We start from the raw sequence: 24,881 nt of genomic DNA, 5'->3' as shown, positions 1-24,881 counted from the left end.
CGGCCGGTCCGCCGCCCGCGCGGCGGTCAGAGGGTGCCGGGCGTCTTGCGGGTGGCGACGTTCATCCGGTTCCACGTGTTGACGGTGAAGACGAGGGCGATCAGCCGGGCCAGTTCCGGCTCGGGGAAGTGCCGGGCGGCCTCGTCGTAGACCGCGTCGGGGACGCCCTGGGGCAGCAGGGTGACGGCCTCGGTCAGGGCCAGGGCGGCCCGCTCCTTCTCGGTGAAGAGGCTGGACTCCTGCCAGGCGGAGAGCTGGTAGATGCGCGCCTCGGTCTCGCCCTCCTTGCGGGCGTCGGAGGTGTGGTAGTCGATGCAGTAGGCGCAGCGGTTGATCTGGGAGGCCCGGATCTGCACCAGTTCGAGGAGGACGGGGTCGAGCCCCCTGCGGGCGGCGGTGTCGAGGGCCAGGACGGCTTTGAAGACGTCGGGGGCGACGTCGGCGTAGTTCATGCGCTGGGGTACCTGGAATGTGGTCATGGCTCGACCGTAGGACCGGGAAAGACCCGGGATATGGTTCATTTCCATGGCGGAATCAGAGGTCAATCCGACCGGTTCGGACCTCCACCTGGACCTGTCCGGGGAGGGGAGCGTGCGCTCCCGGTTGATGGGCGCGCTGCGCGAGGCGGTGCGTTCGGGGCGGCTGGCCCCGGGTACCCGGCTGCCGCCGTACCGGGGGCTGGCCGCGGATCTGGGCGTCGCCCGCAACACGGTCGCCGAGGCGTACGCGGAGCTGGTCCAGGAGGGCTGGCTGACCGCCCGGCAGGGTTCGGGGACCCGGGTGGCCCGGCGGGTGGCGCCGCTGCGGCCGGACCGGCCGGACCGGGTGGACGACCCGCGGGGCCTCCCCCGCCGCCGGGTCCTGCACGACCTGGCGCCGAGTTCGCCGGACGCCTCCGCGTTCCCCCGTTCGGCGTGGCGCGCGTCGGTGCGCCGCGCCCTCACCGAGGCGCCCAGCGAGGCGTTCGGCGCCGGGGACGTGCGCGGCCGGCCGGAGCTGCGGACCGCGCTCGCCGAGTACCTGGCGCGCGCCCGGGGTGTGCGCACCGACCCGGAGCGGATCGTGGTCTGCTCCGGGTTCGCCCACGCCCTGATGCTGCTGGGGCGGGTGGTGGAGGGCGCGGTCGCGGTGGAGTCCTTCGGGCTGGGCTACCACCGGGAGCTGGTCGCGCAGGCGGGGCTGCGCACGGTGCCGCTCACGGTCGACGCGGGCGGTGCCCGGGTCGGCGAGCTGGCGGGGTCGGGTGCCGCGACGGCGCTGCTGACGCCCGCCCACCAGTTCCCGCTGGGCGGGGCGCTGCTCCCCGAGCGCAGGGCCGAGGTCATCGACTGGGCCCGGGCGCGCGGCGGGCTGCTGATCGAGGACGACTACGACGGCGAGTTCCGCTACGACCGGCGGCCGGTGGGCGCGGTCCAGGGGCTGGCCCCGGAGCGGGTCGTGTACATCGGCTCGGTCGGCAAGAGCCTGTCGCCCGCGCTGCGGCTGGGGTGGATGGTGCTGCCGGGGTTCCTGGTGGACCGGGTGCTCGCCGCCAAGGGGCCGCGCGAGGTGTGGTCGGGGGTGGTCGACCAGCTCACCCTGGCCGATTTCATCTCCTGCGGCTCCTACGACCGGCACCTGCGCCGCATGCGGCAGCGGTACCGGCGGCGGCGCGACCTGCTGACGGACACGCTCGCCCGCCGCGTGCCGGGGGTCCGGGTCGGCGGTATCGCGGCGGGCCTGCACGCCGTCCTGGAACTCCCCGAGGGCGGTGAGGCCGCGGCGCTGCGTGCGGCCCGCCGCCTGGGGCTGGCCGTCGACGGGCTGGCGGACTACCGGCACCCCGACAGCGCGATGCCGCCCCGCGAGGGGCTGGTCGTCGGGTACGGGACCCCGCCCGAACACGCCTTCCCGGCCGCCGTGGACGCCCTGTGCCTGGCCCTGTCCGGCACGGGCTGAACCGCCGCCGGACCAGCGCTGATCCACCGCCGGACCAGCGCTGTACCGACACGGACTTTCGACCCTCGTCGAAACCCTGGCCAGTGCCCCCTGTGACCGGGGAGGGTGGTGTCAGGCGGCCCGGCGAACACGGCGCCGGATCCCGACTCGGACCGCCGACCACCGGAAGAGAGAGCCGATCATGCCGCAGTACTTCCTCACCATCCCGCACGACACCGCCGAAGAGCCCACGATGGAGTCGATGCAGGACATGGACCCCGCCGAACTGGAGGCCGTGATGGCCGCGGTCGGCGCCTTCAACGCCGCGCTCGTCGAGGCGGGCGCCTTCGTCCACGCCGGCGGCCTGCACCCGCCGTCGAGCGCGATCACCGTCGACGCCACCGGTTCGGAGGTCGAGCGCACGCCCGGCCCGTTCGTCGACGCCACCGAGTACGTCGGCGGGTTCTGGATCATCGAGGCCCCGGACGAGAAGACCGCGGTGGGCTGGGCCGAGCAGTGTTCCGCCGCCGTGCAGTCGCGCATCGAGGTCCGCGCCCTCCAGGAGGCGCCGGAGTAGGCGCCGGAGCAGGCCCCGCGGCTACTCCGCCGACGAGGCCGTTCGGTCGGAGGTTCCCGGACCGAAAGGCGAACCACGCGATCGCCGCGGGGAACAGCGGTGCGCAGGCCCGCGCCGCCCCGCGGCGGGGCCCGCACCGGCGGCGCCGTGGGCGCTCAGTGCAGTGCCTTCTCGAACCACAGGTGGGCGTACGGCTCGTCGTTGAACGCGTCGACCTCGGTGAACCCCGCGCCCCGGTACAGCCCGATGGCCTCGGTGAGGGTCCGGTTGGTCTCCAACCGCAGGGTGCGTATCCCCCGCCCGGCGGCCTCCTCCTCCATGCGTTCGAGCAGGCGGCGGCCCAGCCCGAGCCCGCGCACCTCGGGCGCCGTCCACATGCGCTTGACCTCGGCGGTCGAGGTCCCGGGGTGCAGCTTCAGGGCCCCGCACCCCACCGGTGCCCCGTGGAGGGTCGCGACCAGGAGCAGTCCGCGCGGCGGTGACATCTCCTCGTCGCTCGCGGAGATGCTCCGCCCGGGGTCGAACCCGGTCTCGAACCGCCGCTCCAGTTCGGCGAAGTAGGAGCGCAGACAGAACCGGGCGTCCGAGCCGCGCGGGTCGGCCGCCCCGATGCGGACCTGTGCGGACAGCAGCAGCCGTTCCACCTCGCCCATCGCGGCCACCAGCCGCTCCCGCCGGGCGGGGTCGAGGGGTTCCAGGATGGACGCCGCCAGGTCGTCGGAGGCCAGGTCGAGGACGCCTTGCTCCGCCGTCCCGGCCGGGGTGGGCCGCACCCGGCGCACCCGGCCGTCGCCGGGGCCGGTGTCGGTGGTGACCAGGCCGTCGGCCTCCAGCCGCCGCAGCTGCCTGCTCAGGTATCCGGAGTCGAGCCCGAGCCGGGAGCGCAGCACCCGCACCTCGGCGCCGTCGGCGATCTCCCACAGCAGCCGGGCCAGGCCCAGCGGCCGGTCCCGGGAGAGGTAGGCGTCGTTGAGCGCGCCCACCCGCTGGGTCACGGTCCGGTTGAACCGGCGGACGCCGTCGATCTGGTCGCGTGGGATCCGTTCAGCCTCCATTCCTCTGACTCTAGTCAGAGAAGTCGCCCGGGGGAATCCCCGGCCGGGCACGCCCCCGGTGGTCTCCGCCGGCGCCGCGATCGGCCCCGGCCTGCGGAGCGGCCGGAACCCGACCGGGGCACATCCCGTTTTCGGGTTTTGTCGATTTAGGGGGATGTCGCCCCGGTCCGGGCCGGGGGACAGTGGGTATGACCACATCCCAGGCCAATGACAGCCACATCGGCCGTGTGAGAACACATCCCCTGTCCCCGACCCGCCGCGCTCCGGGTTCGAGTCACAGCCACACCCCGGGTCCTCAGGGCCCGGCATCCCTTTCCCGGACCGCGGCGCTCGGCCGCTGTCCCGGGCCTGCCGTCACGCCGGACCCCGTGTCCGGCGGCGAAGGAAAGAAGGTGATGACATGCGGTTGAGTTTCGCCCGCTCCGATGATCCGAACGACGGGCGGGTGGCCGTGACACCGGAGACGGTGTCCGTCCTGATCCGCCACGGAGTCGATGTCGAGGTCGAGACGAGGGCCGGGGAGAAGGCCGGCCACTCCGACGACGCCTACATAGAGTCCGGTGCCGCGATCGTCCCGGGGGAGGACCTGTTCGCCCGGGCCGAGGTCGCGGTCTCGGTCGTCCCGCCGTCCGTGGACCGGTTGGCCACCATGGCCGAGGGCTCCCTGCTCATCGGGCTGCTGCGCCCGGTGCACGCCGTGGACGCCGCCCGCGTCCTGGTGGAGCGCAAGGTCACCGCGCTGGCCATGGAGCTGGTGCCGCGCACCAGCCGGTTCCAGCCCATGGACGCGCTGTCCTCCCAGGCCGGGGTGGCCGGGTACAAGGCGGTGCTCATGGCGGCCGACCGGATCGACAAGATGTTCCCGCTGGCGATGACCGCGGCGGGCACCATCCGCCCGGCCGAGGTCGTGGTCCTGGGCGTGGGGGTGGCGGGCCTCCAGGCCATCGCGACCGCCCGCAGGCTGGGCGCCGCGGTCAAGGCCAACGACGTGCGGGCGGCCGCCGCCGGCGAGGTCCGCTCGCTGGGCGCCGACTTCGTGCACATCCCCGGGGTCACCGACCAGGAGGGCGGGGCGTACGCCAAGGCGCTGGGCGCGGACCTGGCCCGGGCCCAGCACGAGGCGCTGGCGCCCCACGTGGCGCGGGCCGACGCCGTCGTCTGCACCGCGCAGATCCCCGGCCGGCGGGCCCCGGTGCTGCTCACCGAGGAGATGGTGGACGCGATGCCGCCCGGCTCGGTGGTCATCGACCTGGCCGCGGAGGACGGCGGTAACTGCGCCCTGACCGACCCCGGCGGCGAGGTGACCGAGCACTCCGGGACCCGGGTGGTCCCGGTCCCGCAGGCGGCCCGGCTGCTGCCCCGGGAGGCCAGCGCCCTGTACGCGCGCAACATCGCCCACCTGGTGGAGCACCTGGTCGGCGAGGACGGCGCCCCGTCGCTGGACCACGACGAGGAGCTGCGCTCCATGGTCCTGGTCCGGGACGGCGAGGCCGTGCACGGGCCCACCGCCCGGGCCCTGGACGACGACAGCCACGTGGGGACGGTCCGATGACGGCGACGGCGACACTCATCCTCTCGGTCTACGTGTTCGTGCTGGCCGCGTTCCTCGGGCACGAACTGCTCACCAAGGTCCCTCCGATGCTGCACACCCCGCTCATGTCGGGGGCCAACGCCATGTCCGGGGTGGTCGTCATTGGCGCCCTGGTGCTGGCGGGGACCACCACCGGGGCGGTCGCGACGTTCTTCGCGGTGGCGGCGGTCGCGCTGGCCACCGCCAACGTGGTCGGCGGCTTCATGGTCACCGACCGGATGCTCGGCAGCTTCACCACCGGAAGGGATCGCGGATGAACACCTCGCTCGGTGCCGCCGAGTTCGCGCTGCTGGCCTACCTGGTCCCGGTGGCGCTGTTCGTGATCGGCCTCAAACGCCTGGCCCGGGTGCGCACCGCGCGCCGGGGCAACCTCATGCTGGCGACGGGCATGCTGCTGGCGGTCGTGGTCACCCTGGTCGAACAGGGCCGGGTGGACTACGTGTGGATCATCGTGGGCCTGCTGGTCGGGGCGGCGATCGGCGCCGTCACGGTGATGCGGGCCTCGGCGACCTCCATGCCGCAGGTCGTCGCCCGCTTCAACGGGTTCAGCGGCGCCGCCGCGGCGCTCATCGGCCTGGCCCTGTTCTGGGACGCGGTGGTCACCCCGGACGAGGGCGCGGCCCTGGGCTCGCTCGGCGTGCTGGAGTCGCTGTCGCTGGCGGTGTCCGTGATCATCGGCGCGATCACCTTCTCCGGGTCGGTGCTGGCCGAGGCCAAGCTGTGGGGCCGCCTGGGCGGCCTCACCCGCATCCCGGGGCGGGTGGTCCTGCTGGTCGCCACCGGTGTCCTGGGCGTGCTCGCCGCGGGCGTCGCGGTCGCCGCCGACGACGTCCGGCTGGGCGCGGCCGCGCTGATCGCGCTGCTGGTGCTGTCGCTGGCCGCGGGTGTGTTCGCGGTGGCCCCGGTGGGCGGCGCGGACATGCCGGTGATGATCTCCCTGCTGAACTCGGTGTCGGGGCTGGCGGTGGCGGCCAGCGGGTTCGCGATCGGCAACACGATGCTCATCATGGGCGGGATCATCGTCGGCGCGGCCGGGCTGATGCTCACCAGGATCATGTGCGCGGCGATGAACCGCAGCCTGCTCGGCGTGTTCGCGGGCGGCCTGGGCGACGCCGCGCAGGTCGGCGACGGCCAGGAGACCTACGACCACGTGGTGTCCTCCGACCCGGAGGAGGCGGCGATGGTGCTGGAGGTGGCCCGCAGCGTGGTGATCGTCCCGGGCTACGGCCTGGCGGCGGCCCGCGCCCAGCAGTCGGCGGCCGACCTCGCGGACGCGCTGGCCGAGCGCGGTGTGCGGGTGCGGTTCGCGATCCACCCGGTGGCCGGGCGCATGCCCGGGCACATGAACGTGGTGCTGGCGGAGGCCAACGTCCCCTACGAGCGGCTGGTCGAGATGGAGGCGATCAACCGGGACTTCGGCGACACCGACGTGGTCATCGTGGTGGGCGCCAACGACGTGGTCAACCCGGTGGCCAAGGCGGCCTCGGGGTCGCCGATCGCGGGCATGCCGATCCTGGAGGTGGAGAACGCCCGGCGGGTGATGGTGGTCAAGCGGAGCCTGTCGGCGGGCTACGCGGGCATCAAGAACGAGCTGTTCGAGCGCGACAACTGCACGATGCTGTTCGGGGACGCCAAGCAGGTCCTGGACGACCTGGTCAGGGAGCTGAAGGCGGGCATCCCGGCCTGAGCGGAGGTGGGGCCGGGGTGACGCGTGTTCACTCCGGCCCGCCTTATCCGAATTAGTCGCTATTGGAGTGTTTGGCGGATAGGCGAGAAAAAGGCGCGTTGAGGTTCCGTGTCAGGGTCGAATGCGGATTTCGCGTGTGCACCGTGAAGAATCTTTTCGGTTACTGATCGGTAGGGACCGGGAGGGCGTCGGACCCGTGCGAAATGGGTGACCTGCGGGGTTGCGGAGTGTGTGTGCCGCGAGGGCCGCATAGTCCGTTCGGGGGGTGTCAGGGGCGAGTGGCCCGCTTCGGTGAGGTCTGTCCGACCCGGGACGTACGCCCGTCGGTCCGGGCGAAATCGCAGGTCATCCGGCTTGTCGTGGAATGGTGCGAGTGGAGTCTTTCGCTGGGGTCGCGGTGGTCCCCTTCTCCGATGTGGTGTAACTCTCCGTGTGTGTATGATGACACTCCATCTAGGTGCAATGGTCCTACTGGGCCATATGAGAAATAGGCCAGTTGGGGTCTGTTGGTGAACTGAGACGATCCGTAGTTTCGACACCAGCGACAACGAGGAAGACAGCGCGCCGAAACGATCGACCCCCGAAGTCGGCCCGGGCGGCCCCCCGCCCGGATACGTTCCCGCCCTCGGATTCGGCCCGCGTCCTCCTCCCCCGCCGGTGCTCACCGGCCGGCGGGTTTTCCGATCACCACACATGCTGATCTTGGGAGTGGGGCAACATGTGGAATGAGAAGATGGCGGCCCGTGCCAAATGCCGGGAGATCGACCCGGACGCCCTGTTCGTCCAGGGAGCGGCCCAGAACCGCGCCAAGTTGATCTGCCGGGGCTGCCCGGTCCGCACCCAGTGCCTCGCCGAGGCGCTGGACGGCCGCATCGAGTTCGGTGTCTGGGGAGGCATGACCGAACGCGAGCGGCGGGCCCTGCTGCGTCGGCGCAAGGACGTCACCAGCTGGTACGACCTGTTGACCAGCGCCGAGCGCCGCTACGAGGAGGACCGGGACCGCCAGGAGGCCCCCGACGCGGAGACGGCCCCCGTCACCGCGCGACTGTAGAATCCGGGGTCGCGTGGGAGGACGCGGCCCGCACCCGACGCGCCGGACACGGCGCGGGGGCCGGGGAGGGAGAGCCCCGGCGGGGACCGGGCACGGCCGGCGGCCGTGCGGAGGGACGGTGCCACCCCCTACGAAGGTCGAGGTCCGCACCCACGAAGGTCGGCCCTCGGGGAACGGCGGATCAGGGGATCCTCAGGGACGATCCCGATACCGGACGACCTTTTCGTCGCGCATCATGGAGGGAGTGCGGCCGTTGCGGTCGCACTCCCAGCGCGGGGGAGAGGGAAGTGGTCGTGCAGGAACCTCAGCACCCTGTGAGGCGCCCCTGGGAGCGCCCACAGCCTCAGATCCGGCTGACCCATGCAGACAGAGACGCCGTGACCGAAATCCTTCGGGAGGCCTACGGCAAGGGTCAGCTCGACGAAGACGAGTTCGAGGAGCGTCTCGACCAGGCCATGCGCGCCAAATACGGCGCGGACCTGGAACCCCTCACCCTGGACCTGGGACTCACCCCGCAGGGCCGTCCGGCCACGCCGGCCGCCCGGGCCGCCACAGGCTCCCGGCCGGGCGGGAACCCCGAGAGCACGGCCGTGGAGCGCGTGGTCGCCGGGGCCGCCCACGCGGGCAACTACTTCTTCCCGGTCGTCGCCCCGCTGGTCCTGTTCCTGGCGTCCGCGAACATCTCGCCGTACGTCCGCCGCCAGGCGCTGGAATCGCTCAACTTCCAGCTGGCCTGCATCATCGGCTCGGTCCTGAGCCTGGTGACCATCTGGCTGGTGATCCCGGCGTTCTTCCTGATCGCCCTCGTCGTGGGCTGGGCCGTCCTCCCGGCCATCGGCACCGTCGTCGCCCTCACGGGCAAGGACTGGCGCTACCCGATGCCCGGCCGGTTCCGCCTCGTCAAAGACGACTAGGGCACAGGGCGGGACCGACCGGGGACACCGGGCAGGCCGGGCGAACGCCGGACGGGAGCACGGGCGGGACCACATCGTCCCGGCCCGGCACCCACCGGTCCGCCGAGTCCGCTAACCAGCGGACCGGCCGTTGTCCTTCGAGCGGTCGCCCGCGGCGGCCTTGACCGCCTCCTTGGCGTCCTTCGCCTTCCGAGCGGCGGCACCGGCCTTCTCGCCGGCCTTCTCCGCGACCGTTCCGGCCTTGTCCTCCAGGTTCTCCCGGGTCTCCCTGACCTGCTCGCGGGCCTGGTCCAGGTGTTCCTGCCACTCGGCGTCCTGCGACGCCTGGCGCATCCGGACCAGCGAGTACACGATGACCCCGCCCACCAGGGCGGCGCCTCCGATCAGGACACCGCGAGGGATGCGGCGTCCGCTGCCGCGCAGGCCGCGCAGCCCGCGCCGTGCGGGCTTGGGGTCGACCCGCTGGGCCGCCGCCGTGAGCAGTCCGGCCACGCGGGGGGCCACGGTGTCCTCGACCCGGTTGGCAGCGGTCTCCAGCCGGGGCGCGGTCCAGCCGCGGGCCTGGAGGAGCGTTCGGGCCGCCTGCTCCCGGGCCTGGTCCGCGTACGGGCCGAGCCGGTCGGCCTGCTCCTTGGCCAGGTCCTGCAGGCGGGCGATGGCCACCTCGGCCTCCTTGCGTGCCTTGCGACGCTTTGCAGTGATAGGCACGTCGTCAGCTCCTTCGGTCGTTCACCGATTTCATGCGGTCGCACCCGGTGCGGCCGACGGTGGATGCCGACGGCTCGTGTCCGGGCTTCCCGTCGTCCTTCCCCGTTATCCGGGTGTTATCTCAACATACGTCCTCTCCGTCGGCGATCGGCGTTTCGACACCGCCGACGGGGTACGTCCGGAACACGGTGTGAACCGTGCATAACGTGACGTGCAGGACGTTCTCCCCGGTCTCGCCGGGTTCCGCCGAACCCCGTGTGTCGGACGGGTAACGTGATCTCGTCAACGAAGTCGACCGAAAGGCACTCAGGTGTCGGACTCCAAGGGCCAGCCGACCGCTCGGCTGAACACCTCCAAGGGAACCATCGTCATCCGGCTCTTCGAGGAGGAGGCGCCCGAGACGGTCGCCAACTTCATCGGCCTGGCCGACGGCTCCAAGCCGTGGATGGACCCCGCCACCGGCAAGCCCGGCAACGGCAGCCTCTACGAGGGCACGATCTTCCACCGCGTCATCGAGGGCTTCATGATCCAGGGCGGCGACCCGCTGGGCAGCGGTCGCGGCGGCCCCGGCTACACGTTCAAGGACGAGATCCACCCGAACCTGAAGTTCGACCGCCCCTTCCTGCTGGCCATGGCCAACGCGGGTCCGGGCACCAACGGCTCCCAGTTCTTCATCACCGTGGAGAAGCCGTACTGGCTCGACGGCCGCCACACCATCTTCGGTGAGGTCGTCGAGGGCGACGAGATCGTCCAGGCCATCTCCACGGTGGCCACCGACGCCCAGGACCGTCCCCGCGAGGACGTCGTGATCAACAGCATCGAGATCACCCGCTAGCGGCCACGAGAGCGCCCCCTCGGGGGCGCGACCACGGGACACGGGAGCACCCATGGGACCACGGCAGCGCACAGGAGGTAGACCCAGACCATGACCGCCTCTCCCCCGCCGTCCGGCGCCGATCCGGAACCGCAGCGGCCCACCCGGCGCACCTGCTACCGGCACCCCGACCGGGTGACGGGGCTGTCGTGCACCCGGTGCGAACGGCCCATCTGCCCGGACTGCATGACGGCGGCGTCGGTGGGGCAGCACTGCCCCGAGTGTGTCGCCCAGGGCAACCGCGGTGTGCGCAGGGCCAGGACCGTCTTCGGCGGCGGGGTCGTCTCGGCCCCGTACGTCACCTGGACGATCCTGGCGCTGATGGGCGTCGGCTACGTCGCCCAGATGCTCACCGCGGGCTCGCCGCTCAACACCGCCGGTTCACCGCTGGTGGACCGGTTCGGCATGTGGGGCGGCGGGGTGGCCTTCCGCGGGGAGTGGTACCGGCTCATCACCGCGGCGTTCCTGCACGCGGGCCTGTGGCACATCCTGTTCAACGGGTGGGCCATGTACGCCCTGGGGCCGCAGCTGGAGCGGTGGCTGGGTCACGGGCGCTTCCTGGCGCTGTGGGTGCTGGGCGCGCTGGGGGGTTCGGTGCTGACCCTGCTGGCGGCCCCGGACTCGCTGTCCATCGGCGCCTCGGGGGCGATCTTCGCGCTGTTCGGCGCGGTGTTCGTGATCGGCCGCAGGCTCGGGCTGGACGTCCGGATGGTGGCGCTGCTGATCGGCATCAACCTGGTCGTCACGTTCGTGTTCCCGAGCATCTCCTGGACCGCCCACATGGGCGGTCTGGCCGTCGGCCTGCTGCTGGGTGCGGTCTACGCCCACCTGCCCGGCAGGTCGGCCACCCCGCGCACCAGGAACCTCGTCCACACCGGGGCGCTGGTCCTGCTGGCGGTGGTGCTGGCCGGGCTGGTGCTCGCGTCCCCGGACCTGCTGATGGCGCTGTACCTCTGATGGTCCTGTGCCTCTGACGGCGCCGTACTTCTGACGGGGCCGTACGTCGGCCGAGCCCGCCGTGCACACCGAAGGCCCCGGAGCACCGCTCCGGGGCCTTCGCGCATCCGCGACCTTCGCACATCCGCGGCCGGCCCGACCCGGGCGCGGGCAGCATGAAGAGAGCCGCCCGCTCTCATGGGGGGCGACCCGCGATCACGCAGAGAAGGTCAGTGCCAGCGGGTGGCCAGGATGATGGCCACGATGATGCCGGAGAAGCCGATGGCCAGGTTCCAGTTGCCGAGGTCCTGCATGTAGGGCACGAACTGCCCCGCGATGTAGAAGACCGCGATCCACAGGATGCCCAGGATGAAGAAGCCCAGCATGGTCGGCACCAGCCAGCGCGGTGTGACCTTGGGCTGCTCCTTCGAAGGAGGCGGCGTGTAGACGACCTTCTTCTTGCGATCGTTGCGGGACTTGGGCACGGTCGCTGCTCCAGTACGGGTGGGGCCGGTGATAACGGAAACACAGTCTATGCCCAGCACGTACCCCGCCGTCACCCCGGGGACGGGCACGAGACGGCTACGAACGGCGACGGGGCCGCCCATCAGGGCGACCCCGTCGTTGTCCGGTTCCGGCCGGTCCTCAGTCCCGCAGCGTCGGCGCGAACACGAACCCGTTCTGCTCCTGCTCCCCCTCGCCGTTCTCCGGCGGGGTCTCCTCGCCGTTGTCCGGCGGCGTCGGCGGGTCGGTGTCCGTGGGCGGGTCGGGCTGCTGGGCCGGGGCGATCGCCACCGTCACGGTGACCGTCGTGCCCGGGGCCACCTCCTGGTTGGCGCCGATCGACTGGCTGACGACCGTGTTGGGCGGGTTGTTGGCGTCCTCCACCTCGTGGAAGGAGGCCGTCAGGCCGCGCTCGCGCAGGGCCGACTCCGCCTGCTCGCGGGTCATCCCCACCAGGTCGGGGACCGTCGCGTTGCCCGGGCCGCTGGAGATGAAGAGCCGGATCTCGCTGTTCGGGGCGACCTCGCTGCCCGCGCCCGGGTCGGTGTTGATCGCCGTCCCCGACGCGATGGTGTCGTGGTTCTGCTGCTCGACGATGACGTTCGTGAACCCGGCCTCGTCGAGCGTGTTCTGCGCGTCGGTCTGGCTCTGCCCCTCCACGGAGGGGATCTCCTGGGCGTCGGGGCCGCTGGAGACGTACAGGGTGACCGTCTGGTCCAGCGGGATCTCCTCGCCGGCGGGCGGGTCGGTCTCCGCGACCGTCCCCTCCTCGACCTCGGCCTCGGCGCGCTGCTCGACCTTGACCGCGGTGAACCCGGCCTCCTCCAGCTCGGCCCTGGCGTCCTCGGCCGAGTCCCCGACCACGTCGGGCACCGCCAGCGTCTCGGCCTCCCCCGGCCCCCGGCTCATCAGGAAGACCACCAGGATGATCGAGGCGATGACACCCAGGCCGAGCAGGGACCACAGCACGATCTTGCCCGTGTTGTTCTTCTTCTCGTCCGGGTAGTCGTCGTAGTCGTCGTCGTAACCGTCGTCGTAGCGGTCCCCGTACCGGTCGCCCGCCGGCGGCAGCGTCGTGGTCGCCCCGGCGGCGGCCATCGCCATGGTGCCCGCCTGGGTGGGCATCCCGGCCAGCCCGCGCTGGATGTCGGCGCGCATCTCCGCGGCGCTCTGGTACCGCTGGTCGCGGTCCTTGGCCATCGCCCGCAGGGTGATGTCCTCCAGCCACTCCGGCACCTGCGGGTCCACCTGGGACGGCGGCACCGGCTCCTCGCGGACGTGCTGGTAGGCGATGGACACGGGGGAGTCGCCGGTGAACGGCGGACGGCTGGTCAGCAGCTCGTAGAGCACGCACCCGGTCGAGTAGATGTCGCTGCGCGGGTCCACCCGCTCGCCGCGCGCCTGCTCCGGGGAGAGGTACTGGGCGGTGCCGATGACCTGGGAGGTCTGGGTCATGGTCGCCTGGTTGTCGTCCATGGACCGGGCGATGCCGAAGTCCATGACCTTGACCTCGGCGTTGCGGGTCAGCATCACGTTCGCGGGCTTGATGTCCCGGTGGACGATCCCGTTGTCGTGGCTGTACTCCAGCGCGCGCAGGATGCCGTCGACGAGCTCGGCGGAGCGCTCCGGCAGGAGTCGGCGGTCGTCGTCGAGGAGTTCCTTGAGGGTGCGGCCGTCCACGTACTCCATGACGATGTACGGGATCGAGAGCCCGTCGATCAGGTCCTCGCCGGTGTCGTAGACGGCGATGATCGTGGGGTGGTTGAGGGAGGCCGCGGACTGGGCCTCCCGGCGGAAGCGGGCCTGGAACACGTGGTCGCGGGCCAGGTCGTGCCTGAGCGTCTTGACGGCGACCAGCCGGTCGAGTCTCAGGTCTCGCGCGCGGTAGACCTCGGCCATGCCGCCGCGCCCGACGATGCCGTCGAGTTCGTAGCGCCCGCCGAAAAGCCGGGGTTGGGACATGTCGTGTACTGATCCTTGTTCTGGGCCCGCGTGCGGACCTTCTTACTCCGAGCGTCTCACGCTCATGGCCTCGTCACGGTGTCTTCACTGCCGGGCGGGGGGTCCTCGCCACCCGGGTCGGGCGGTTCAGGATCGGTCTCGCCGTCCGTGGGCTCCCCGTCCCCGTCGCCCGGGGGCGTCTCGGTGTCGGTCTCCCCGTCGGTGGGCTCCGGGGTGTGACTGGGGACCTCTTCGGGGGTGGTCGGCGTGTACTGGGGTGTGTCGTACTCGGGGACGACGGGCACGTCGGTGTACTCGTCCTCCTCGGGCTCGGGAGAAGGGCTGGAGGTGGGCCTCTCGATGACGACGGGCGGATCGTCGTTGCGCACGTTGTCCGCACCGTCGGTCGGGTTGCCGCTCAGGAAGAAACCGCCCAGGACGGCGGCGACGATCAGGACCGTCGCGCCGACCGCGGCGAGGATGACCGGAAGCCCCACTCGCCGTTGGGACGCCAGCCTAGCGGAGTCGTCCTCCTGACCAGGAGCGACGGTCTGCTGTCCGGTGGTGCGCCGGGGGGTGACCCCGGTGGTGCGCCCGGAGTCGGGGACCGCGGCCACGACCCGGGTGGCGGCCACCCCGCCGGCGAACCCGGCGGAGGGCGTCGGCGGCCCGGTGCCCGCGTCGGAGCGGATGACCGCGGCCATGTGCGCGACCTCGCCCGCGGAGGCGGGCCGGTCCTCGGGGTCCTTGGACAGCAGCAGGAACACGAGTTCGTCGAGGTCGTCGGGAACGTGCTCGGGCAGCGACGGCGGCTCGTCTCGGGTGTGCGCCAGGGCCAGGGCGACCGGGCTGTCGCCGGTGAACGGCGGCTCCCCGGCCAGGCACTCGTAGGCGACCACACCGAGCGCGTACAGGTCCGAGGCCCCGGTGGCGGGCCGGCCCGACGCCTGCTCGGGGGAGATGTACTGGGCGGTCCCCATGACCATGCCGGTCTGGGTCAGGGTGACCGACATGTCGCCGCGGGCGATGCCGAAGTCGGTGAGCTTGAGCCTGCCGTCCCCGGTGACCAGCAGGTTGCCCGGCTTGATGTCGCGGTGCACCACCCCGCGGGCGTGCGCGGCGGCCAGCGCCTGGGCGGCCTGGCCGATGAAGTCCAGGGTCTCGTCGGGGGTGAGCCCGCCGCGCTCCTTGAGGACCTGGGAGAGGGGCTCGCCCACCACCAGCTCCATGATGAGGTAGGCGCGGCCGTCCTCCTCCCCGTAGTCGAAGACCTGGGCGATGCCGGGGTGGGAGAGGCCCGCCGTGATCCGCCCCTCGGTGCGGAACCGCTGTCTGGCGGTGGGCTCGGCCATCTGCGCCGGGTGCAGGAGCTTGACCGCGACGGGCCGGTTGAGCAGGGTGTCGGTGGCCTTCCAGACCGTGCCCATGCCGCCGGAGCCGATCTGCTCCTCAAGTCGGTAACGGTCGCTGAGAACGGTCCCGGTGAGTCCACCGGGACCGTTCTGGGAAGAAGGTTCGTAGGTGCCCACTACAGAACCACTGCCTCCATCAGTGCTCGTGCGACCGGGGCCGCGAATTCGTTACCGCTGCCGCCGCCGAACTCCACCACGACGGCCACCGCGATCTGCGGGTCGTCCGCCGGGGCGAACCCGATGAACCAGTTGTGGGTCGGGGTGTCGGGGCCGGTCTCCGCGGTACCGGTCTTGCCGGCCACCTCGATGCCCGGGATGGCGGCGTTCTGGCCGCTGCCCTCGGGAGCGGTGGTGACCAGGACCATCATGTCCGTGAGCGTCTCCGCGGTGCTGGCGCTGACCGCCTCGGAGTAGACCTCCGGGGAGGTCTGGGTGATCACCGACAGGTCGGAGTCGCGCACCGAGTCCACCACGTAGGGTCGCATGACGTCGCCGCGGTTGGCGACCCCCGCCGCGACCATGGCCATCTGTAGCGGGGTGGCCTCGATGGTGCCCTGGCCGATGCCGTTGCGGCCGAGGATGTTGTTGTCGGTCTCCACCGGGGCGTTGCTGGGGACCACCGACAGCGGGACCCTGAGCTCCTCCTCCGAGTTGAACCCGAACGCCGTCGCCTGCTCGCTGAGCGTCTCGCCGCCCATCGCGATCGCCCAGTTCGCCATCGAGGTGTTGCACGAGATCTGGATCGAGTGCGCCAGCGTGTCGGGCTGGCCGCCGTTGCAGCTGCCCATGGCGTTGCGCAGGTCCGCCCCCAGCGGGAGGACGTCCGGGGCCTCCTGGGTGGTGTCCGCGGTGGCGCCCAGGTTCTCGATCGCCGCCGCGGCGGTGACCACCTTGAACGTCGAACCCGGGGCGTAGCGCTCGTTCAGCGCCCGGTTGAGCAGCGGCTTGCGCTCGTCGCCCTCCAGGGCGACGTACGCGGCGGTGGAGTCGTTCGGGTTGTTGATGTCCACGACCGGGTTGGGGTCGTAGGACGGGTAGGAGATCGCGCCCAGGATCGCCCCGGTCTTGGGGTCGATCGCGACCGCCGCGCCGTTGCGGCCGCCCAGGGCGTCGAACGCGTCGTACCCGGCCTGCTGCACCTCGGGCAGCAGCGTCAGCTGCACCTGGGCGCCCTCGGGCTCGCGGCCGGTGATCATGTCGCGGAAGTTGCGCACCGCCAGCCGGTCGTCGCTGCCGTTGAGCAGGTCGTTCTCGACGGACTCGATGCCGGAGGCGCCGAAGTTGCGGAAGGAGCCCACGATCGGCGTGTAGATCTGGCCGCCCTCGTAGACCCGCTGGTAGCGGGCGGGCTTGTCCTCGTCGGCGATGTTCTGCGAGTAGGCGACGTTCTCCCCGCCCACCAGGATGGGCCCGCGGGGGGCGCTGGCCTGCTCGGCGTACTGGCGCCGGTTGAGCGGGTCCTCCTTGATCGTCGGGGCCTGGATGCCCTGGATCCAGGTGACGTTGGCCATGAGGACCAGGAACATGAGCAGGCAGAAGATGCTCAGTCTGCGGATCGTCGTGTTCATCGTCGGATCACCTGGGTCGCGCCCTCGTCCTGGATCGCCTGCGGGGCCGGCCGTCGCGCGTTGTCGCTGATGCGCAGCAGGATGCCCATCATGATCCAGCTGGTCAGCAGCGCGGTACCGCCGGCGGACATGAACGGTGTGGTCGAACCGGTCAGCGGGATGACCCGCGAGACGCCGCCGAGCACGATGAAGGTCTGGTAGACCAGCACGAACGCTATACCGCTGGCCAACAGCTTGTTGAAGGTACCGGTGGAGGCCAGGGCGACCCGCATACCGCGTTCCACCAGCAGGAACAGGGCCATGAGCACGGCCAGCAGGCCGGTCACGCCCAGTTCCTCGCCGATGGAGGCGAGGATGAAGTCGCTGTCGGCGGCGAAGATGTCGGTGGGCCGGCCGCCGCCCAGGCCGGTGCCGAACAGGCCGCCGTAGGCCATGCCCACGATGCCCTGCACCAGCTGCTGGCTGCCGCCGACCGCCTCGTAGACCTCCTGGTCGAAGGCGTTGATCCAGATGTTGACGCGGGCGCGCACGTGCCAGAACAGGAAGTACGCGACGGTCGCCCCGGCCCCGAACATCACCAGGCCCAGGGTCACCCACGAGGAGCGCTGGGTGGCGACGTACAGCATGGCCAGGAACGTGCCGAAGAGCAGCAGCGAGGTGCCCAGGTCGCGCAGGACGACCAGCATGCCGATGGCGATCAGCCAGCCGACCAGGATCGGCGCCAGGTCGCGGGCGCGCGGCAGCTCGATGAGGGTGAAGCGGCCGACCTTGATCGGCTTGCCCACGATCTGGAGCACCTGGCGCTTGCTCATCAGGTAGGACGCCAGGAAGATGACCAGCGCGATCTTGGCGAACTCCGAGGGCTGGAACTGGACCGGGCCGATCTTGATCCACAGCCGGGCGCCGTACACCTCGTGGCCGATGACCGGCAGGGCCGGCAGGGCCAGCAGGACCAGCGCGACCAGCGCGCTGATGTAGGTGTAGCGCTGAAGGACCCGGGGGTCCTTGAGGAACACGATGATGAGGAAGCAGAAGATCAGGCCCAGGGCCGTCCAGACCAGCTGCATGCCGACGCCGGCGCTCTCGATGTTCTCGTTCTCGACCGCGTTGAGCCGCCAGATCATGGCGACGCCGACGCCGTTGAGGAAGAGCGCGCAGGGCAGGATGAGCGGGTCGGCGTAGGGGGCCACGAACCGCATCGCCGCGTGGGCGGCGACGGCGAGGGCGCCGAAGGTCAGGCCGACGGTCCAGGTGGCGGCCGGGACCCGGCCGCTGAGGTTGAGACCGGCGATCGCGATGCCCAGCATCGTGATGACGACGGCCACCACGATGAGGACCAGCTCGGCGTTGCGCCGTTTGACGGGGGGGAGTGCGGTGGGGGCCTCGGGTGTCGACGTGTCACTCACCTGGCCTCACCCGCTTCCTTCCTCGTTCTCCGTGCCCTGCCCGCCCTCGGGGGCGGCGCCCGCGCGGAGTGCCTCCACCCGCTGCTGCGCGTCCCGCAGGTCGCTGGCCGGGATGTTGTTCTCGATGGACTGGCGCTCGGCCTCCGACAGCGATTCGAGCGCGAGCCCGGAGTCCTCGACCTGCTCGGAGAGGCTGAACCCGGCGATGTCGGTGTCGATGCCGCGGTAGATCGCGACGTTCGCCCCCGACTCCGAGGGCGCGATGAAGTACTGGGAGTCGACGTACTGGCGTCCGAAGTAGTAGCCCGCGCCGCCCACGAGCGCGACGACGACCAGGAAGCCGACGATCATCGGCCACCAGCGGCGGGTCTGCTGCTCGGGCTCGTTGCGGCCGCCGCGCCGGCCGCGCGGGGCCGGGGGCTCCTCGTACTCGCCGTAGGGCTGGTCCTCGTAGGGCGCGCCGTAGGCGCCGCCCGCCGGGGGGCCGTTCGGCGCCGGGGCCGTGGCGTAGGCCTGCTCGTCGACGACGGGGTCCATCTCGGCGGTGTCGCCGCCGTTGGAGCGCAGTTCCTGGGCGCGTCTGGCCGGGCTGTCGTGCCCCTGCTCCATCATGTCCCGGCGCTGGTCGGCGGCGCCGACCACCTGGGCGGTGCGGGTGGGGCCCTCGCGGTCGGTGTCGGTCTCGATCACGTCGGCGATGACCGCGGTGATGTTGTCCGGGCCGCCGCCGCGGATGGCCAGGTCGATGAGCTTCTTGGCGGCCGCGCGCGGGTCGGCCTCGGTGGCCAGCGTCTCGTGGATGGTCTTCTTGCTGACCACACCGGACAGGCCGTCGGAGCACAGCAGGTAGCGGTCTCCGACCTTGGCCTCGTTCCTGGAGATGTCGGGGTCGACCGGGCTCTTGCCGTCCAGGGCGCGCAGGATCAGGGAGCGCTGCGGGTGGGTCGCGACCTCCTCCTCGGTGATCTTGCCCTCGTCGACGAGGGTCTGCACCAGGGTGTGGTCGTGGGTGATCTGCTCGAAGCGCGAGCCGCGCAGCAGGTAGGCGCGGGAGTCGCCGATGTGGATCAGGGCGACCCGGGAACCCGACCACAGCATGGCGGTCAGGGTGGTGCCCATGTTCTCCAGCTGGGGCTCCTCCATGATCCGCCGGGACAGGGAGGCGTTGGCCTGTTCGACGGCCTGCTGGAGCACCTCGGCCATGTTGTCGGCGTGGTGGTCCTCGGAGTCGAGCCGGCTGATCGAGGAGATCGCGATGGAACTGGCCACCTCGCCGCCGGCGTAGCCGCCCATGCCGTCCGCCACTGCGAGCAGGTGCTGGCCGGCGTAGCCGGAGTCTTCGTTGCCTTCGCGGAGGCATCCAACGTCGGAGTACGCCGCGTATCGGAGAGCGATTGTCATTTGCGCAGTTCCAGGACGGTCTTGCCGATACGGATGGGCTGCCCCACCGTGATGGGCTGGGGGCGGTTCAGCTTCTGTTGGCCGAGGTAGGTGCCGTTGGTCGAGTTGAGATCCTCGACGAACCAGCGGCCGTTGTCGGAGTAGACGCGCGCGTGGCGGCCCGACGCGTAGTCATCGGTGATGACGAGGGTCGAGTCCGGCGCGCGTCCGATGAGGATGGGCTGGGACGCGAGCGGGATGGTGGTGCCCGTCAGCGGTCCCTGGGTGACGGCGAGGATGGACGGCTCGTTGCGGCGCTGGCGCTGGGGACGGGCGGGCGCCGCCCCGGAGTGCGAAGGGGTGCCGCCGCCGCGGGGAGCCTGCCGGGCGGCGGGGCGCGGCTTCTTCTTCGGCTTGCGTTTGGAGGGACCGAAGAGGTCGGTGCGGACCACACCGATCGCCATGAGGATGAACAGCCAAAGCACCGCGAGGTACGCGATCTTGATCAGTATGAGGGTCAAGTTGGACATCGAACTGCTCTTCAGCCCCTGTCGTGCTCCGGCCGGGGTGGCGGTCATCGGCGCCGCCACCGTGTCTTCCCCACCTTCGTTCCGGTGAGTTGAGGTCGCTGGTCCACGGCCCCTCGGGTCGCGGCCATTGTGCCCGATCGGTCGGGTCTTCGCGGAGACTACCCTCCCGGCCGGATATCCGACAGCAGGTCCGAATGGACCCGACCTCGGACTTGACCTTTGTGACGCCGACGCGACGGTGTTGGTTGCGTCCGGATCGCGCCGGCCGGTCGGAGCCCCCGACTGTTACCGGACTGCGGCTCAGTCGCGTCGGAAGGTCATGGTGGTGCGGCCGAGGCTGATCCTCGTGCCGTCCACCAGACGGGCCTGGCGCACCTGCTGGCCGTTGACGAAGGTCCCGTTGGTGGAACCCTTGTCGACCAGGATGGCCTCGTCGCCGTCCAGGCGGATCTCCACGTGGTGGCGCGAGACGCCGTTGTCGACCAGGCGCAGGTCGCAGTCGGTGCCGCGGCCCAGGAGCGTGACCGGGGTGGTCAGCTCGAAGGACTGCTGCATGCCGTGGCTGGCGATGCTGCCCTCGGCGGTGGCGCCGCCGGGGGAGATCAGCAGGCGGGGGCGGCCGGCCTGGCGCTGCGCGCCGGGGGTCGGGTCGCCCACCGGGGTGCGGACCTCGCCCTCCTTGCTCACCATCGTGCCGCGGACCACACCGGAGCGGATGCGGAAGCGGCCGGTCTTGAGGCCCTCGTCGGACCTGAAGTGGACCCGGACCGGACCGACGAAGGAGTACCCCTGTTCGGTCGCGTAGTCGCGGGCGAGCTTGGAGAGCTCCTGTCCCAGGCTGTCCGCGTAGACCTCCAGGCGCTCCTTGTCGCTGGCCGCCAGTTCGACGATGAAGTCGTTGGGGACCAGGGTCCGGCCCTGTGCGACGATCGCCGCGCGCTCGTCCATCTCCCGCTGGACCGCGCTCGCCACCTCGACCGGTTGCAACTCGGACTTGAAGGCCATCGCGAAGGTGCCTTCGATCATGCCCTCAAGCCTGCGCTCGAAGCGTTGGAGCACTCCCACGAGCTACCTCCCTTTGTACTCCACATCCGTATGTGTAGACGATCGTAACCGGGCGATGGTGCCCCTGGTTTCATACGTACCCCCGCAAGAGGGGCGGTCGGGGCTCCGGAGGGGGCCCCGGGAAACGATGTGCGACCCGCGCTCAGACCGTGCTAGCCTTATCCATGTCGCCAGGGGGAAACGGACGAAAAGCCCGGATCACCTGGCAACATAACTGAATGCATGTCACTCGGGCGGGTGGCGGAACGGTAGACGCGCACGGTTCAGGTCCGTGTGTCCGAAAGGATGTGAGGGTTCAAATCCCTCCTCGCCCACAAGATACCCGGTGGAGATCGTAAGTCGATCGTCACCGGGTTCTCTCGTTTCATGGGTGCGTTCCAGGAGCACGGTTTTCTCCGGAACCTGGTCGGGACCCCGTGGCCGTTCTCGGCCACGGGGTCCTCCCCTTTCCTCTTCCGGTGGTGCCCTCAGCGCCCCGCGCCGCCGTGCGCCGCGACCCCCTCGTCCACCGGGTCCAGCCGCACCGACGCGGTGAGGCGGCGGGTGTGGTCGACGGTGCGGGCGGGCCCCGTCAGGTGCACGGTGAAGGTGTGGCGGATGTTCTCCGAGGAGGCCGCCAGCGACAGCTCCAGCCGGCCCGGGTCGACCGCGCGCACCCCGTCGGGGCCGGTGTAGGACGACTGGTCGGCGTGCACGGTGAAGTCGACGGCGCGCGCCTCCCCCGGTTCCAGGTCGAGCCGCGCGTACCCCACCAGCCGCCGCACCGGCAGCGCCACCCGGGCCACCGGGTCGTGCAGGTACACCTGGACCACCTCGGTCCCGGGCAGGTGGCCGGTGTTGCGGACGGTGCAGCCCACGGTCACCTCGCCGTCGGTGGGGACGGACACCGGGGAGCCGTCGTGCGGGCGGCCGCCGACCCGCGGGTCCTCCCAGGAGAAGCAGGTGTAGGACAGGCCGTGCCCGAAGGGGTGGCGCGGGGTGGGGTCCGCCGAGCTGACCTCGCTGCGCCGGGCCAGCGGCGCGCCCAGGTAGGTGGCGGGCTGGCCGCCTGGGGAGCGCGGGACGGACAGGGGCAGCCGCCCACCCGGGTCGATCCGGCCGGACAGCACCCCGGCGATGGCCGCACCGCCCTCCTCCCCGGGCATGAACGCCTGCACGACCGCGGCCGAGGCGTCGGCGACCGCGCCCAGGGCGTAGGGGCGGCCGGTGACCAGCACGGCGACGACGGGGGTGCCGGTGGCCACCAGCGCCTCCCACAGCTCCTGCTGGACCCCGGGCAGGCGCAGGTCCTCGGCGTCGCAGCCCTCGCCGGAGGTGCCGCGGCCGAACAGGTCGGAGCGGTCGCCGAGCACCACCACGCACACGTCGGCCTCCCGGGCGGCCGCCACCGCGGCGTCGAACCCGTCGGTCCCGGGCCCGTCCACGGAGCACCCCCGGGCGTGGACGATCCGGGTGGCGGGCAGCTCGTCGTGCAGCGCCTCGTACACGGTGGGGACCCGCACCCCCAGCGGGGTCCCCGGGTGGTTGCGGCCCACGTGGGCCGGGAAGGTGTAGCAGCCGAACATGGCGTCGGGGGTGTCGGCGAGCGGCCCGACCAGGGCCAGGGTGCGCGGGGCGGCCAGCGGCAGGACCTCGCGCGGGTTGTCGAGCAGGACGATGGAGCGCTCGGCCAGGGTGCGGGCCAGGGCGCGCTGCTCCGCCGGGTCGAGCTCGACGGGGGCGTCGTCGGGGTCGGGCGACCAGCCGGGGTCCAGCATGCCCAGGGAGCACTTGTGCAGCAGGACCCGGCGGGCGGAGCGGTCGATCAGCGCCTCGTCGAGGTCGCCGGAACGGACCAGATCCACCAGGTGATCGCCGTAGCAGTGCGGGTCGGGCAGCTCGACGTCCACGCCGGCCTCCAGGGCCAGAGCGCCCGCGCGGGCGGGGCCCTCGGCGACCCGGTGCACGGTGTCCAGGAAGGTGACGGCGAAGTAGTCGGAGACGAGGGTGCCCTCGAACCCCCAGGTGTCGCGCAGCAGGTCGGTGAGCAGCCGGCGGTCGGCGGCGGCCGGGACCCCGTCGTTGTCGTTGTAGGCCTGCATGACGGACCGGGCTCCCTCGCGCACGGCCGCCTCGAACGGGGGCAGCACGACGTCGGCGAGCTCGCGGGGGCCGATGGACACCGGGGCGTGGTTGCGCCCGGCGCGGGAGGCGGAGTACCCGGCGAAGTGCTTGAGGGTGGCGATGACCCCGGCCGACTGGAGCCCGCGCACGTAGGCGGTGCCGATGGTGGCGACCAGGTAGGGGTCCTCGCCGATGGTCTCCTCGACGCGGCCCCAGCGCAGGTCGCGGGCGACGTCCAGGACGGGGGCGAGCCCCTGGTGGACGCCGAGCCGGCGCATGGTGGCGCCGATGCCCGCGGCCATGCGTTCGACGAGTCCGGGGTCGAAGGCGGCGCCCCAGGCCGGGGGGACCGGGTGGATGGTGGCCCGCCAGGCGGCCAGGCCGGTCAGGCACTCCTCGTGGGCGATGGCGGGGATGCCGAACCGGTTGGCGGCCATGATCTCGCGCTGGCTGCGGGCCAGGGAGGCGCGTCCGGCGTCCGGGTCCACCGGGAGGGTGCCGAAGGGGCGGGTGAGCTGGCCCAGGCCGTTCTCGATGACCTCCTCCCAGGCGAGGGGTTCGCGGGAGGGGTCGTTCTGGTGGGGGGCGACCGGGGCGCCGGAGGCGTCGGCGCTCACCCAGACGCCGTTGAGCTGTGCGGCCTTCTCCTCCAGGGTCATGGCGGCGAGGAGGTGGTCGACCCGTTCGCCGTCGGGCAGGGAGGTGTCCCGCCAGGCGCCGCCTGGGGGTTCGGGGGGTGGGGTCATGGGGGCGCTCTTTCCAGGGTTCAGAAACTATCGGAAGTTTTATCGAAACCAATGGAACGAGAATGTACGTTCGGCGGGCAGCCCGGTCAAGGATGGGAGAGAGGTGAATCACACGAGGGCTGTTGGCCTGGCGAAAAATACCTGTTCATGGCGGTATGTGTGCCATGGTCCTCAGGGAGGAGGCGCGATCAGGTCTCGAAAATTTCGATGAACCGTGGTGGCGGGGGTGCCCGCCCGTCCCGAACCGGACAGATGACACACTGCGGACGTGGGAATCACCGAACGCCTTCACGAGATCGGGCGGCCGATGGTCGCCGAACAGCTCGCGCACCCGACCGTCGCCGGCATCGCCCGCGGCGACCTCGACGACCGCGCCTTCCGCTACTGGCTGGAGCAGGACCACCTCTACCTGCTCGACTACGCCCGTGCCTTCTCCCGGCTGGCCTGGCAGGCGCCCGACGGCCACCTCGCCGACCTGGTGGGCATCGCGCACAGCACCCTCAACGAGGAGCTGGCCCTGCACCGCTCCCTGTCCGGGGAGTTCGGCGCCGACCTCACCACCCGCGACAAGGGCCCGGCCTGCGCCGCCTACACCGCGTGGATCATCGACGCCGCCGCCGACTACCGCGACGGCCTCGCCGCCGTCTACCCCTGCATGTGGGGCTACAACCAGCTGGGCATCGCCCTGGCGCAGGACCGGCCGACCGAGCCGCGCTACCGCCGCTGGGTCGACACCTACGCCGACCCCGGGTTCACCGAGCTGACCGAGAAGTACGGGCGGATGCTGGAGGAGGCCGACCCCGACCCCGAGCGGGCCGAGCGCTTCTTCCGCGAGGGCATGCGCCACGAACTCGCCTTCTGGGACACCCCGTACAACTGAGCCCCCATGACCGAAAAGGGGGTGCGGGCCGTGTCG

The 24,881-nt window shown here is 71.6% G+C and carries 22 protein-coding genes and 1 tRNA gene; 11 read left to right on the top strand and 12 right to left on the bottom strand.

Annotated elements, in window-relative coordinates:
- Positions 1–26: 26 nt before the first annotated feature.
- On the bottom strand, positions 27–479 hold the full coding sequence (locus ACJOT3_RS13675; RefSeq protein WP_406972588.1) for a carboxymuconolactone decarboxylase family protein: 453 nt from the start codon (positions 477–479) through the stop codon (positions 27–29).
- A 46-nt stretch (positions 480–525) separates the two neighbouring features.
- Here ACJOT3_RS13675 and pdxR point away from each other — a divergent pair, with 46 nt between their 5' ends.
- Together pdxR and ACJOT3_RS13665 are read left to right on the top strand one after the other, a co-directional pair.
- Positions 526–1,938, top strand: a complete 1,413-nt coding sequence (gene pdxR, locus ACJOT3_RS13670; RefSeq protein WP_406972586.1) for a MocR-like pyridoxine biosynthesis transcription factor PdxR — start codon at positions 526–528, stop codon at positions 1,936–1,938.
- A gap of 181 nt (positions 1,939–2,119) precedes the next feature.
- Positions 2,120–2,494, top strand: coding sequence for a YciI family protein (locus ACJOT3_RS13665; RefSeq protein ID WP_406972584.1), 375 nt, complete (start codon positions 2,120–2,122; stop codon positions 2,492–2,494).
- Positions 2,495–2,649: 155 nt separating this feature from the next.
- On the opposite strand, the gene ACJOT3_RS13660 is transcribed toward ACJOT3_RS13665, so the two are convergent.
- Positions 2,650–3,549: a bifunctional helix-turn-helix transcriptional regulator/GNAT family N-acetyltransferase gene (locus ACJOT3_RS13660; RefSeq protein WP_406972582.1), complete on the bottom strand. Its 900-nt coding sequence runs from the start codon at positions 3,547–3,549 to the stop codon at positions 2,650–2,652.
- Between the two features lie 400 nt (positions 3,550–3,949).
- Between ACJOT3_RS13660 and ACJOT3_RS13655 the strand changes: the two genes are divergently transcribed.
- From ACJOT3_RS13655 to ACJOT3_RS13635, 5 genes are all read left to right on the top strand, one after another.
- Positions 3,950–5,101, top strand: a complete 1,152-nt coding sequence (locus tag ACJOT3_RS13655; protein ID WP_406972580.1) for a Rossmann-fold NAD(P)-binding domain-containing protein — start codon at positions 3,950–3,952, stop codon at positions 5,099–5,101.
- The gene (locus ACJOT3_RS13650) at positions 5,098–5,397 is read left to right on the top strand and encodes a proton-translocating transhydrogenase family protein (RefSeq protein ID WP_406972578.1); all 300 of its coding nucleotides are present in this window, start codon (positions 5,098–5,100) and stop codon (positions 5,395–5,397) included. The genes ACJOT3_RS13655 and ACJOT3_RS13650 overlap by 4 nt, the downstream gene beginning before the upstream one ends.
- The gene (locus tag ACJOT3_RS13645; RefSeq protein WP_406972576.1) at positions 5,394–6,827 is read left to right on the top strand and encodes an NAD(P)(+) transhydrogenase (Re/Si-specific) subunit beta; all 1,434 of its coding nucleotides are present in this window, start codon (positions 5,394–5,396) and stop codon (positions 6,825–6,827) included. Before ACJOT3_RS13650 ends, ACJOT3_RS13645 begins: the two co-directional genes overlap by 4 nt.
- 718 nt (positions 6,828–7,545) lie before the next feature.
- Complete coding sequence (locus tag ACJOT3_RS13640; protein WP_406972574.1) at positions 7,546–7,878, top strand: WhiB family transcriptional regulator; 333 nt, start codon at positions 7,546–7,548, stop codon at positions 7,876–7,878.
- 287 nt (positions 7,879–8,165) lie between these two features.
- Positions 8,166–8,792, top strand: a complete 627-nt coding sequence (locus ACJOT3_RS13635) for a DUF1707 and DUF4870 domain-containing protein (RefSeq protein ID WP_406972572.1) — start codon at positions 8,166–8,168, stop codon at positions 8,790–8,792.
- 111 nt (positions 8,793–8,903) lie between these two features.
- Here the strand turns inward: ACJOT3_RS13635 and ACJOT3_RS13630 are convergent, their stop codons facing one another.
- Positions 8,904–9,500: a hypothetical protein gene (locus ACJOT3_RS13630; RefSeq protein ID WP_406972570.1), complete on the bottom strand. Its 597-nt coding sequence runs from the start codon at positions 9,498–9,500 to the stop codon at positions 8,904–8,906.
- 310 nt (positions 9,501–9,810) lie between these two features.
- Here ACJOT3_RS13630 and ACJOT3_RS13625 point away from each other — a divergent pair, with 310 nt between their 5' ends.
- Together ACJOT3_RS13625 and ACJOT3_RS13620 are read left to right on the top strand one after the other, a co-directional pair.
- Positions 9,811–10,335: a peptidylprolyl isomerase gene (locus ACJOT3_RS13625; RefSeq protein ID WP_406972568.1), complete on the top strand. Its 525-nt coding sequence runs from the start codon at positions 9,811–9,813 to the stop codon at positions 10,333–10,335.
- 90 nt (positions 10,336–10,425) lie between these two features.
- The gene (locus ACJOT3_RS13620; protein WP_406972566.1) at positions 10,426–11,331 is read left to right on the top strand and encodes a rhomboid family intramembrane serine protease; all 906 of its coding nucleotides are present in this window, start codon (positions 10,426–10,428) and stop codon (positions 11,329–11,331) included.
- 209 nt (positions 11,332–11,540) lie between these two features.
- On the opposite strand, the gene ACJOT3_RS13615 is transcribed toward ACJOT3_RS13620, so the two are convergent.
- The 8 genes from ACJOT3_RS13615 to ACJOT3_RS13580 all read right to left on the bottom strand — a co-directional run bounded on the left by ACJOT3_RS13615 (position 11,541) and on the right by ACJOT3_RS13580 (position 21,116).
- A complete protein-coding gene (locus tag ACJOT3_RS13615; RefSeq protein WP_406972564.1) occupies positions 11,541–11,795 on the bottom strand; it encodes a cell division protein CrgA in 255 nt (84 codons plus the stop codon).
- 160 nt (positions 11,796–11,955) lie between these two features.
- Positions 11,956–13,776, bottom strand: a complete 1,821-nt coding sequence (pknB, locus tag ACJOT3_RS13610; RefSeq protein WP_406972562.1) for a Stk1 family PASTA domain-containing Ser/Thr kinase — start codon at positions 13,774–13,776, stop codon at positions 11,956–11,958.
- Positions 13,777–13,838: 62 nt separating this feature from the next.
- A complete protein-coding gene (locus tag ACJOT3_RS13605) occupies positions 13,839–15,284 on the bottom strand; it encodes a serine/threonine-protein kinase (protein ID WP_406972560.1) in 1,446 nt (481 codons plus the stop codon).
- Complete coding sequence (locus ACJOT3_RS13600; protein WP_406972558.1) at positions 15,284–16,735, bottom strand: peptidoglycan D,D-transpeptidase FtsI family protein; 1,452 nt, start codon at positions 16,733–16,735, stop codon at positions 15,284–15,286. The genes ACJOT3_RS13605 and ACJOT3_RS13600 overlap by 1 nt, the downstream gene beginning before the upstream one ends.
- Entirely contained in the window at positions 16,732–18,141 is a 1,410-nt protein-coding gene (locus tag ACJOT3_RS13595) for an FtsW/RodA/SpoVE family cell cycle protein (protein WP_406972556.1), read from the bottom strand. The genes ACJOT3_RS13600 and ACJOT3_RS13595 overlap by 4 nt, the downstream gene beginning before the upstream one ends.
- Positions 18,142–18,147: 6 nt before the next feature.
- Complete coding sequence (locus tag ACJOT3_RS13590) at positions 18,148–19,542, bottom strand: Stp1/IreP family PP2C-type Ser/Thr phosphatase (RefSeq protein ID WP_406972554.1); 1,395 nt, start codon at positions 19,540–19,542, stop codon at positions 18,148–18,150.
- Positions 19,539–20,051 (bottom strand): FHA domain-containing protein FhaB/FipA, encoded by a 513-nt coding sequence (locus tag ACJOT3_RS13585; RefSeq protein WP_421536139.1) that lies wholly within the window; start codon positions 20,049–20,051, stop codon positions 19,539–19,541. The genes ACJOT3_RS13590 and ACJOT3_RS13585 overlap by 4 nt, the downstream gene beginning before the upstream one ends.
- Positions 20,052–20,351: 300 nt before the next feature.
- A complete protein-coding gene (locus tag ACJOT3_RS13580) occupies positions 20,352–21,116 on the bottom strand; it encodes an FHA domain-containing protein (protein WP_421536138.1) in 765 nt (254 codons plus the stop codon).
- 231 nt (positions 21,117–21,347) lie between these two features.
- Between ACJOT3_RS13580 and ACJOT3_RS13575 the strand changes: the two genes are divergently transcribed.
- Positions 21,348–21,430, top strand: a tRNA-Leu gene (locus tag ACJOT3_RS13575).
- Between the two features lie 153 nt (positions 21,431–21,583).
- Here the strand turns inward: ACJOT3_RS13575 and ACJOT3_RS13570 are convergent.
- Positions 21,584–23,965: a beta-xylosidase/alpha-l-arabinosidase gene (locus tag ACJOT3_RS13570; protein WP_406972550.1), complete on the bottom strand. Its 2,382-nt coding sequence runs from the start codon at positions 23,963–23,965 to the stop codon at positions 21,584–21,586.
- A 268-nt stretch (positions 23,966–24,233) separates the two neighbouring features.
- On the opposite strand from ACJOT3_RS13570, the gene ACJOT3_RS13565 reads away from it, so the two are divergent.
- The gene (locus ACJOT3_RS13565; RefSeq protein WP_406972548.1) at positions 24,234–24,845 is read left to right on the top strand and encodes a TenA family protein; all 612 of its coding nucleotides are present in this window, start codon (positions 24,234–24,236) and stop codon (positions 24,843–24,845) included.
- Positions 24,846–24,881: the final 36 nt, after the last annotated feature.

The sequence above is a fragment of the Nocardiopsis protaetiae genome (assembly GCF_045446735.1).
Classification (GTDB): Bacteria; Actinomycetota; Actinomycetes; order Streptosporangiales; family Streptosporangiaceae; genus Nocardiopsis; species Nocardiopsis protaetiae.
The sequence above is the reverse complement of the archived record's forward strand: the minus strand, read 5'-3'. Positions and strand labels throughout refer to the sequence as shown.

What these genes read in the sequence shown, in the direction of transcription:
- ACJOT3_RS13675 (WP_406972588.1), bottom strand. Translation starts at nt 479, where the DNA reads ATGACCACATTCCAGGTACCCCAGCGCATGAACTACGCCGACGTCGCC.
- pdxR (WP_406972586.1), top strand. Translation starts at nt 526, where the DNA reads ATGGCGGAATCAGAGGTCAATCCGACCGGTTCGGACCTCCACCTGGAC.
- ACJOT3_RS13665 (WP_406972584.1), top strand. Translation starts at nt 2,120, where the DNA reads ATGCCGCAGTACTTCCTCACCATCCCGCACGACACCGCCGAAGAGCCC.
- ACJOT3_RS13660 (WP_406972582.1), bottom strand. Translation starts at nt 3,549, where the DNA reads ATGGAGGCTGAACGGATCCCACGCGACCAGATCGACGGCGTCCGCCGG.
- ACJOT3_RS13655 (WP_406972580.1), top strand. Translation starts at nt 3,950, where the DNA reads ATGCGGTTGAGTTTCGCCCGCTCCGATGATCCGAACGACGGGCGGGTG.
- ACJOT3_RS13650 (WP_406972578.1), top strand. Translation starts at nt 5,098, where the DNA reads ATGACGGCGACGGCGACACTCATCCTCTCGGTCTACGTGTTCGTGCTG.
- ACJOT3_RS13645 (WP_406972576.1), top strand. Translation starts at nt 5,394, where the DNA reads ATGAACACCTCGCTCGGTGCCGCCGAGTTCGCGCTGCTGGCCTACCTG.
- ACJOT3_RS13640 (WP_406972574.1), top strand. Translation starts at nt 7,546, where the DNA reads ATGTGGAATGAGAAGATGGCGGCCCGTGCCAAATGCCGGGAGATCGAC.
- ACJOT3_RS13620 (WP_406972566.1), top strand. Translation starts at nt 10,426, where the DNA reads ATGACCGCCTCTCCCCCGCCGTCCGGCGCCGATCCGGAACCGCAGCGG.
- pknB (WP_406972562.1), bottom strand. Translation starts at nt 13,776, where the DNA reads ATGTCCCAACCCCGGCTTTTCGGCGGGCGCTACGAACTCGACGGCATC.
- ACJOT3_RS13600 (WP_406972558.1), bottom strand. Translation starts at nt 16,735, where the DNA reads ATGAACACGACGATCCGCAGACTGAGCATCTTCTGCCTGCTCATGTTC.
- ACJOT3_RS13590 (WP_406972554.1), bottom strand. Translation starts at nt 19,542, where the DNA reads ATGACAATCGCTCTCCGATACGCGGCGTACTCCGACGTTGGATGCCTC.
- ACJOT3_RS13585 (WP_421536139.1), bottom strand. Translation starts at nt 20,051, where the DNA reads ATGTCCAACTTGACCCTCATACTGATCAAGATCGCGTACCTCGCGGTG.
- ACJOT3_RS13570 (WP_406972550.1), bottom strand. Translation starts at nt 23,965, where the DNA reads ATGACCCCACCCCCCGAACCCCCAGGCGGCGCCTGGCGGGACACCTCC.